At 43.6% G+C, this 7,340-nt stretch carries 6 protein-coding genes; 4 read left to right on the plus strand and 2 right to left on the minus strand.

Features of this window, described 5'->3' with window-relative positions; translation table 11 throughout:
- Nucleotides 1-276: 276 nt before the first annotated feature.
- Nucleotides 277-1,317, plus strand: coding sequence for an amino acid ABC transporter substrate-binding protein (locus tag F6K20_RS17150; RefSeq protein ID WP_287267882.1), 1,041 nt, complete (start codon nt 277-279; stop codon nt 1,315-1,317).
- Between the two features lie 16 nt (nt 1,318-1,333).
- Here F6K20_RS17150 and F6K20_RS17155 read toward each other — a convergent pair whose 3' ends face one another.
- Nucleotides 1,334-1,495: a hypothetical protein gene (locus tag F6K20_RS17155; protein WP_287295417.1), complete on the minus strand. Its 162-nt coding sequence runs from the start codon at nt 1,493-1,495 to the stop codon at nt 1,334-1,336.
- A gap of 262 nt (nt 1,496-1,757) precedes the next feature.
- Here F6K20_RS17155 and F6K20_RS17160 point away from each other — a divergent pair, with 262 nt between their 5' ends.
- From F6K20_RS17160 to F6K20_RS17170, 3 genes are all read left to right on the plus strand, one after another.
- Nucleotides 1,758-2,930: an amino acid ABC transporter permease gene (locus F6K20_RS17160; RefSeq protein WP_071104663.1), complete on the plus strand. Its 1,173-nt coding sequence runs from the start codon at nt 1,758-1,760 to the stop codon at nt 2,928-2,930.
- A 29-nt stretch (nt 2,931-2,959) separates the two neighbouring features.
- Nucleotides 2,960-4,177: an amino acid ABC transporter permease gene (locus F6K20_RS17165; protein ID WP_008186454.1), complete on the plus strand. Its 1,218-nt coding sequence runs from the start codon at nt 2,960-2,962 to the stop codon at nt 4,175-4,177.
- A gap of 510 nt (nt 4,178-4,687) precedes the next feature.
- Entirely contained in the window at nt 4,688-5,479 is a 792-nt protein-coding gene (locus tag F6K20_RS17170) for an amino acid ABC transporter ATP-binding protein (protein ID WP_287267878.1), read from the plus strand.
- A gap of 115 nt (nt 5,480-5,594) precedes the next feature.
- On the opposite strand, the gene ribD is transcribed toward F6K20_RS17170, so the two are convergent.
- On the minus strand, nt 5,595-6,713 hold the full coding sequence (gene ribD / locus F6K20_RS17175) for a bifunctional diaminohydroxyphosphoribosylaminopyrimidine deaminase/5-amino-6-(5-phosphoribosylamino)uracil reductase RibD (protein WP_287295419.1): 1,119 nt from the start codon (nt 6,711-6,713) through the stop codon (nt 5,595-5,597).
- Nucleotides 6,714-7,340: the final 627 nt, after the last annotated feature.

A 7,340-nucleotide genomic window follows, 5' to 3' on the forward strand; every position in this document is an offset into this window, starting at 1 on the left:
CGAAGTCTACTTTACTTACCCATTAGCAGCCGATCCATAGGATAGCAATCCGTGTAGGAATTGTGATAATTTTTGATTTGATCGGAAGTTCCCTACTCCCTACTCCCTACTCCCTACTCCCTACTCCCTGTTACCTTTGCTAGATAACTAATCTAGCTGCATAAGTAATCTAACCAACTTGATCTAAAATGCAAGCAAGCTTAAGCAGCGGAAGCTCATGTCAGCTGATCGCGTGAGGCCGTTGTATATCTAAAAAACAAGACCAAGAAAAAACTTATGCCTAAATGGAGTTCTCTGGTACTAGCCACTCTAGTATTAGTTGCACCCTTAACAGCCTGTGAAGGAGGTGGGACAAGCGCTAAACAAAGCCGCTTAGATATAGTCAAGAGCCGTGGCAAGCTGATTTGTGGTGTTGACGGTGGCATTCCCGGATTTAGCTTTGTGGATGGGAGCGGTAACTACTCCGGGCTAGATGTGGATGTCTGTAAAGCAGTTGCTGCTGCTTTGTTTGATGACCCAAAAGCAGTAGAGTACCGTAACCTTGACTCCACGGAGCGATTTCCCGCCGTCCGGAATGGTGAAGTGGATATGCTCTCGCGCAATACCACTTGGACTCTTAGCCGAGATAGCTCTACCAATAACTTAGAATTTGCCCCTACTACCTTTTATGATGGTCAGGGCATGATGGTGCGCAAAAACAGTGGGATTAAGACACTCAAAGATTTTAAAGGAAAATCCGTCTGTGTGGAAACTGGAACCACTACTGAGTTGAATTTAACCGACAAGATGCGGGAAGCAGGTGTCGAATTTGAGCCAGTGGTATTTCAGAAAGCAGACCCTGCCTATACTGCCTATAACGAAGAACGTTGTGACGGCATGACTTCTGATAAATCCCAACTATTGGCCAAACGTAGCACTCTGCCTAAGCCTGATGATCATGTACTTCTAGATGTTACCATGTCCAAGGAACCCTTGGGACCAGTGACTATTAATAATGACTCCGCTTGGTTTGATGTAGTTAAGTGGGTTACCTTCGCCTTGATTGAAGCCGAAGAGTTAGGGATTACTAAGGCGAATGTGGCACAAATGAGTAACAGTCCTAACCCGACTGTCAAACGCTTCGTAGGTGTTGAAGGTGAATTAGGCAAAGGTCTCGGTTTAGAAAACGATTTTGCAGCGCGAGTGATTAAGCACGTGGGTAACTACGGCGAAGTCTATGACCGTAACTTGGGTAAAAATTCTCAGTTCAAACTCAATCGGGGTCTGAATGACCTCTGGACTCGTGGGGGTATTTTGTATTCTCCACCCTTCCGTTAAGGGATTGTTAACTGTTTCAGGTTGAAGGTTTATTGGTTAAAAGTTGAATGTTTAAAGTTGAAAATTGAAGGTTGAAGGTTGGAGGTTGGAGGTTGATTGGTTGAAGGTTGATTGGTTGAAGGTTGAAAGTAAACCTAAAACCTAAGAGGATGTTTGAGAAGTACCAAATGTTTGGCATGAGCCACGATGATCCCCCAAATCTGGAAGACTTTGAGCCAAATTACCCCCAAATTTGGGGGGCTAGGGAGCGGTTTCGAGTAGCATCCAACACTTTTAAAACAGCCTCTAAAACCTAAAATCTGTAACCTAAAACCTAAAACCTAAAACCTAAAACCTGTAACCAACCTACAACCTGCAAAATTCAACCAACCAACATTCAACCAACCAACATTCAACCTTCAACAAACCAACCTGTAACCTGCAACCTAAACAACTAACGAATGACAAGCAATATAGGTCAAAAGCCTCCTTTGTGGCGGGATGACCGATTTTGGCGCATTGCCATACAAGTCCTATTTGTGCTGGTGGTGATTGCGGTCGTGGCATGGCTAGGCACCAACTTAAGCCGAAATATTCAGCAACAAGCGATTAAATTGGGGTTTGATTTTCTCCAAGATCAAGCCAAATTTGGTATTGGCGATACTCCCATTCCCTACAAAGCCACTGACCCCTATAGCTATGCTTTATTGATCGGACTGGCCAATTCATTGCGGGTGATGGTGTTTGGGATTATCCTGACAACTATTGTTGGTATTACCGCCGGGATAGCTAGTTTTTCTGACAATTGGCTAGTGAGTAAGCTGAGTCTGGTGTATGTGGAAGTGGTGCGCAATACACCACTGCTGCTGCAATTGCTATTTTGGTACTTTGGGGTTTTCTTCCAACTGCCAAAACTGTCGGAAAAAATTCAGTTACCTGGGTCGATATTTTTGAGCAAGCGGGGAATTTATATTCCTTGGCCCCCCTTCACCACCCAGCTGTTTCTGTGGTTGGTGGTTTTGCTAGTCGGTGCGATCGCAGCAGTTTTCATCTGGCAGTGGCGCACTAAAGTGATGGTAGAACAAGCACAATCCGGTCAGCCCCAGTTAATTGCTTTAATTGCGATCGCAATTGCTGCTGTCTTAATTATCATCATCGGTTTTGGTTGGCAAAGACCGCAAGAAGTTATCGACACAGGTAATATTGAAGGCGGACTCCGGCTAACTATTGAGTTCTGTGCCTTACTAGCTGGTCTAGTCTTTTACACAGGTGCGTTTATCGCGGAAATTGTCCGAGCTGGAATAGAGTCAGTACAGAAGGGACAGTGGGAAGCAGCAAGATCTTTGGGACTGAAGTCAGGCTTAGCTATGCGGTTAGTTATTTTTCCCCAAGCCTTGCGGGTAATTATCCCTTCCCTAAACAGCCAGTATATGAACCTAGCCAAAAACTCTAGTTTAGCATCTGCTATTGGCTATCCAGATATCTACTCTATTGCTCAAACCACCTTCAACCAAGCGGGTCATGAAATCGAAATAATCGTGGTGATCATACCCCTGACCTATCTAACCATTAACCTGATCATTTCTTTCGTAATGAACCTATTGAATCGGACAGTTCAATTGCAGGAAAGATAATTGGTTAACTGTTGACTTATAACTAGATAATGACTACTGTTAATTCTCAACCTCCTGAACTAGCACCACCCCCTGAACTACAGGTTAATCCAGTTACCTGGATAAAGAAAAATTTATTTAGTACTTGGTATAATAGCATACTAACGGTTACTGTTTTCGGTTTTCTATTCGTAACCGTAAAAGGCTTGATAACATGGGCAACGACTGAAGCCCAGTGGGATGTTATTAAGCTTAACTTCCGTCTATTTTTTGTAGGAACCTATCCCGCCACAGAAAACTGGCGTCCATGGTTGATTCTGGGGATTATTGTATTCCTCTCCGGGATAACTTGGGGAGTTTTAGCAAGAAATGTTCCTACTCTATTTAGTCGCAATGTGTTAATAGCTCTTGTGATCAGTGGTGCTATCTTAGTGCTATTTCCAGTAGCAATTCCCTATCGCTTATTGCTCTTAGGAATAGTAGTGTTACTGGTAGCTAGTGCTTGGGGAGCACAACAGGTTGCTAAGACTCAACCGAAATTGGGGAATTGGTTACCTTTAGCTTGGTTTATTGCTTTATTAATCTTCCTGTGGCTTCTGGGAGGAGGACTCGGACTAAAACAGGTATCCACTAATCAATGGAGTGGTTTACTGCTGAATGTCTTAGCCGCAGTCGTCAGTATTTTAATCTGTTTTCCCCTAGGTGTATTACTAGCCTTAGGACGACAAAGTACCTTACCAGTTGTGCGCGGCTTCTCTATCCTTTACATTGAACTAATCCGAGGACTACCTCTGATTGCGATTTTGTTCATGGGACAAGTAATTATCCCACTATTTCTACCACAAGGAATGCGACCAGACCGGGTGTTAAGGGCAATAATCGGTCTGACTTTATTTAGTGCTGCTTACTTAGCAGAGAATGTACGAGGAGGACTGCAATCTATACCTACAGGTCAAATCGAAGCTGCCAAAGCATTGGGTTTAAATACTCCCCTATCCGTAGGGCTGATTGTGTTACCTCAGGCACTCAAAGCTGTTATTCCTGCTATTGTCGGTCAGTTTATTAGTCTGTTTCAAGACACAACTCTCCTATTTGTTGTAGGTCTAGTGGAGTTGCTTGGTATCGGTGATTCTATCTTTGCCCAAGCCAAATTTGAAACCCCCTATCAAGAAGTATATTTATTCGACGGAGTCCTATTCTGGTTATTTTGTTACGCCATGTCCACAGCCAGCCGACGTCTGGAAAAACAATTGAATGTAGACCATTGAATCTAGATTATAGCAATTCTCATAGCTATGAGGTACACAATTTATGGATTTTAGGGAACAGGGAACAGGGAACAGGGAATAGGGAATAGGTAATAGGGAATAGGGAATAGCCCTGGGGTGCATGAAGACAGGGAATCAACGTCAAAGAAGAAAATACCTCATAACTGCGATAAACGCTATATAACCTTAAACCTGTAACTTTCAACCTGTAACTTTCAACCTGTAACTTTCAACCTGTAACCTTCAACCTGCAACTTTCAACCTGCAACTTTCAACCTGTAACCTTCAACCTCTAACCTTCAACCTCTAACCTTCAACCTCTAACCTTCAACCTCTAACTTTCAACCTGTAACTTTCAACCTGTAACCTTCAACCTCTAACTTTCAACCTGTAACCTTCAACCTGTAACCTTCAACCTCTAACCTTCAACCTCTAACCTTCAACCTCTAACTTTCAACCTGTAACCTTTAACCTGTAAGCCAATCCAACGTTACTAAAGGGAAAAGAATCATGACCAATCAACAACCGATCACTTCTCCTCAAGACCCAGGGAATGCCGGAGATACCGAATCCATGATCATCGCTCAAGATGTTCATAAGTGGTACGCCAGCAACCAATTTCATGTTCTGCGTGGTGTCAGTCTAGAAGTCAAGAAAAAAGAAGTAGTGGTGATCATGGGGCCTAGCGGGTCTGGTAAATCCACCTTTATTAGGACATTTAATGCTCTAGAAGACTATCAAAAAGGAAAAATTATTATTGATAACATTGAACTATCCCATGACTTGCGAAACATTGATACTATTCGCAAAGAAGTGGGGATGGTTTTCCAACAATTTAACTTATTTCCTCACCTCACTGTGCTGCAAAATGTTACCCTTGCTCCGATTTGGGTGCGGCGCTGGAAAAAGGCAAAAGCTGAAGAAATTGCCATGCAGCTGTTAGAGAAAGTCGGTATTCTCGAACAAGCTAAGAAGTATCCCGGTCAACTGTCAGGGGGACAACAGCAACGGGTAGCTATTGCCCGTGCTTTGGCAATGCAGCCTAAAATCATGTTATTTGATGAGCCTACCTCAGCTCTAGACCCGGAGATGGTGCGAGAGGTACTCGATACCATGCGATCGCTTGCTGATTCTGGGATGACTATGGTTTGCGTTACCCACGAAGTAGGTTTTGCTAGAGAAGTGGCAGACCGAGTGGTATTAATGGCTGATGGGAAGTTGGTGGAAGAAAGTACACCCCAGGAATTTTTCAACAATCCTCAACATGAACGTACTAAACAGTTTTTATCTCAAATTTTATAGATATATTTTTTCTAAAAATAGCCTTGCGCCCAGCACTAAATAGCCTTGAATAAGGTAAAGTAAATTTTCTTACCCCGACTCCCGACTCCCGACTCCCGACTCCCTACTCTACTCCCTACTCCCTATTAGGTATATAACCTTCCACTACATAATCCGATCCTAGCTGACGCCAACTGACTCGTTCTAAGGTTAGAGCATCAGTCATGAGTGTCAAGCCCAAATCTCCTACTGGTGAGGGACCACCTTGACCACCGATGATTTTTGGAGCAATAAAGGCTAAGATTTTTTGGACTGCACCATCTGCGATCGCATTTGCAGCTAAGATACCACCACATTCCCATAACACCCTCGAAAGCTGCCTGTCATATAAATATGCCATTACTTGAGAAGGAGTCAGGGGATTCAATACCACCACCTCTACACCCTGGTTGACCAGATGTTGATATAAATCTCCCTCAGTTCCGACCTCTGTAAACACCAACGTAGGCACATCATCCGTTTGCCAAACACGAGCATCTCTCGGTAAGTCGAGGGTGCGACTCATGATCACCCGTAGGGGATTCGGTGCGTTTGGATTGTGACTAGTCAAATTGGGGTTATCCTGACGCACCGTATTACCGCCCACAATCACTGCATCGCAAGCTGATCGTAGTTGATGCACCCAACTGCGGGACTTTTCCCCTGTAATCCATTTGCTGTGACCACTAGTAGCAGCAATTTTGCCATCTAAGGTCATGGCATACTTGAGAATTCCCAATGGACGCTGGTAAAGAATGCGATGAATAAAGCCTTCATTGAGCTGACGGCAAGCACTCTCTTCCACACCTACCACCACTTCAATCCCAGCCGCCCTTAACCGTTCAATACCTTTTCCAGATACCCGTGGATCAGGGTCCACCATCCCCACCACTACTTTAGCGACTCCAGCCTTAATTAACGCTTCTGTACAAGGAGGGGTTCTACCATAGTGATTGCAGGGTTCCAGATTCACGTAAACTGTTGCTCCCTGAGCATTTTCCCCAGCCTCTGAGAGGGCAAACACTTCCGCGTGGGGTTCACCAGCAGCGGGATGAAACCCTTCCCCAACAATTTCCCCATTCCGGACAATTACACAACCCACTAAAGGGTTGGGTGTAGTACGTCCCAGGGCTTGCCGTGCTAGTTGGATGCACCGCTGTATCATGGCTTGCGCCAAAGGAGTTTCAGGAAAAGATGTCACAGGAGAGTTGTCCATTCGTATGTTACTATTAGCTATTTACTATTAATTATTTAGTTATAGTCCGTTAAGATTAGCTAGTTAATATTAGCCGGTTACTATTCATCTATTACTATTGAGATGTTATTTGTAATCATTTAAATCTATCAGTATTTAATCAACTTTAACTCTAAACGTCAGCAAATCAAAATTGCTCACCAACAGCTCAGCCCAACTAATTACTTACAAACTAATTAGGGCTTGCTGAATAAGTCGTAACCCTTGATTAATCAAGGTTTTGAGGACTATTCAATATTCATAAAGTGCAATAAATAAGCCGAATCCCTATCAAAACTAATGAACTTATTGAACTGATGGTAGTAAAAGTTCCAGGCTCTCCTAAACTGATTATAGTAAATGAGTAGAGGTGCATCTCATATTTGAAAATTTTGCGTAGGGTGCGTTAGGGGAGCCTTCATTTTTCGCCTCGTAATCAGGGTTTGGATAGCCCGCCCCGTAACGCACCACCGTGTCAAACAGCAAAAATGAGATGCACCCATGAGTAGTTTAAATGAGCGATTACCCCTTAAATAGCAAGGGATTCAATAAAATCAAAATATATTGTCTTGATGCAATAGCGAGTGGGGGAAACCACGCCAGTTGCTC

Source organism: Moorena sp. SIO2C4, from assembly GCF_010672485.1.
Taxonomy (GTDB): domain Bacteria; phylum Cyanobacteriota; class Cyanobacteriia; order Cyanobacteriales; family Coleofasciculaceae; genus Moorena; species Moorena producens.

Coding starts and splice junctions, on each gene's coding strand:
- F6K20_RS17150 (WP_287267882.1), top strand. CDS start 277: ATGCCTAAATGGAGTTCTCTGGTACTAGCCACTCTAGTATTAGTTGCA.
- F6K20_RS17155 (WP_287295417.1), bottom strand. CDS start 1,495: ATGCCAAACATTTGGTACTTCTCAAACATCCTCTTAGGTTTTAGGTTT.
- F6K20_RS17160 (WP_071104663.1), top strand. CDS start 1,758: ATGACAAGCAATATAGGTCAAAAGCCTCCTTTGTGGCGGGATGACCGA.
- F6K20_RS17165 (WP_008186454.1), top strand. CDS start 2,960: ATGACTACTGTTAATTCTCAACCTCCTGAACTAGCACCACCCCCTGAA.
- F6K20_RS17170 (WP_287267878.1), top strand. CDS start 4,688: ATGACCAATCAACAACCGATCACTTCTCCTCAAGACCCAGGGAATGCC.
- ribD (WP_287295419.1), bottom strand. CDS start 6,713: ATGGACAACTCTCCTGTGACATCTTTTCCTGAAACTCCTTTGGCGCAA.